This window comes from Bacillus sp. LR--39, assembly GCF_053613335.1.
The window spans coordinates 1-879 of sequence record NZ_JBSIOT010000546.1; the positions used below are offsets into that span (position 1 = coordinate 1).

Genomic DNA, 879 nt, shown 5'->3' on the forward strand with positions numbered 1-879 from the left:
TGATAAAGGTTTTTTCTATTTTTGACGGATCGACAATATCATTCTTCTTTTTGTTAAACGCAATTCCTGCACCCAAGAGAATCTTCTCTTCATTTTGATCCTTTACGACGATAGCATTATGATTTAAGATTCTTTTAATTTTCATAGCTTTTTTGTCCTTTCATCCCCCGTTTTATGAATGAAAACGAATAAATCCAGTTATTCTGTCTCTTCTTTAAACCCGAGAAACAATGTAGCTATAAAAGCAGAGACGGCTGCGATCAAAAAACCGATCATATAATGAACAAAATTCGCGGCGCCAAACGGCAGCACAATTGAAATCATCGGAATGCCTGTCAGCCCGTAGGAATTTGCCACAACTTGTACCGCAACCACGTATGCTCCGCCAATAGCACCGCCGATGGCTGCTCCGATAAAGGGACGGATCAATTTGAGATTTACCCCGAATACAATCGGCTCAACAATGCCTAAAAACGCGGTCAGAGAAGCGGGGAGCGCAATTTTCTTCAGGCTTGATTGTTTCGTTTTGAGGAATACCGCAAGCCCCGCTCCGCCTTGGGCCACATTCGCCATCGACCATATCGGCACTAAAAAGTTGACACCGACATGCGGATTAGCAAGCAGCGTTGCCTCAATTGCATAAAAGCTATGATGCAATCCAGATAGGACGATGGTGGAGTAGATGCCGCCGAAAAGGGCTCCGGCGGCAATGCCGGCGTGATCATAAATATAGACGATCGATTGTGTCATGATTTGGCCGACGATAGAAGCGGCGGGATTCATCACAATCAGCGCGAGGCACCCTGTCACCATGACCGTAATAAAGGGAATAATCACGACATCAAGTGACTTCGGCACAATCGATTTTAATAGCTTCTC

At 44.8% G+C, this 879-nt stretch carries 1 protein-coding gene and 1 pseudogene; both read right to left on the bottom strand.

The window, feature by feature from the left end:
* Nucleotides 1–145 (bottom strand): CAT RNA binding domain-containing protein (locus ACWHAR_RS24780; protein WP_452088144.1); only part of this gene is annotated, 145 nt, incomplete at its 3' end.
* A 53-nt stretch (nt 146–198) separates the two neighbouring features.
* Nucleotides 199–879 (bottom strand): annotated as a pseudogene (sacX, locus tag ACWHAR_RS24785) (SacY negative regulator SacX); the annotation flags it as partial.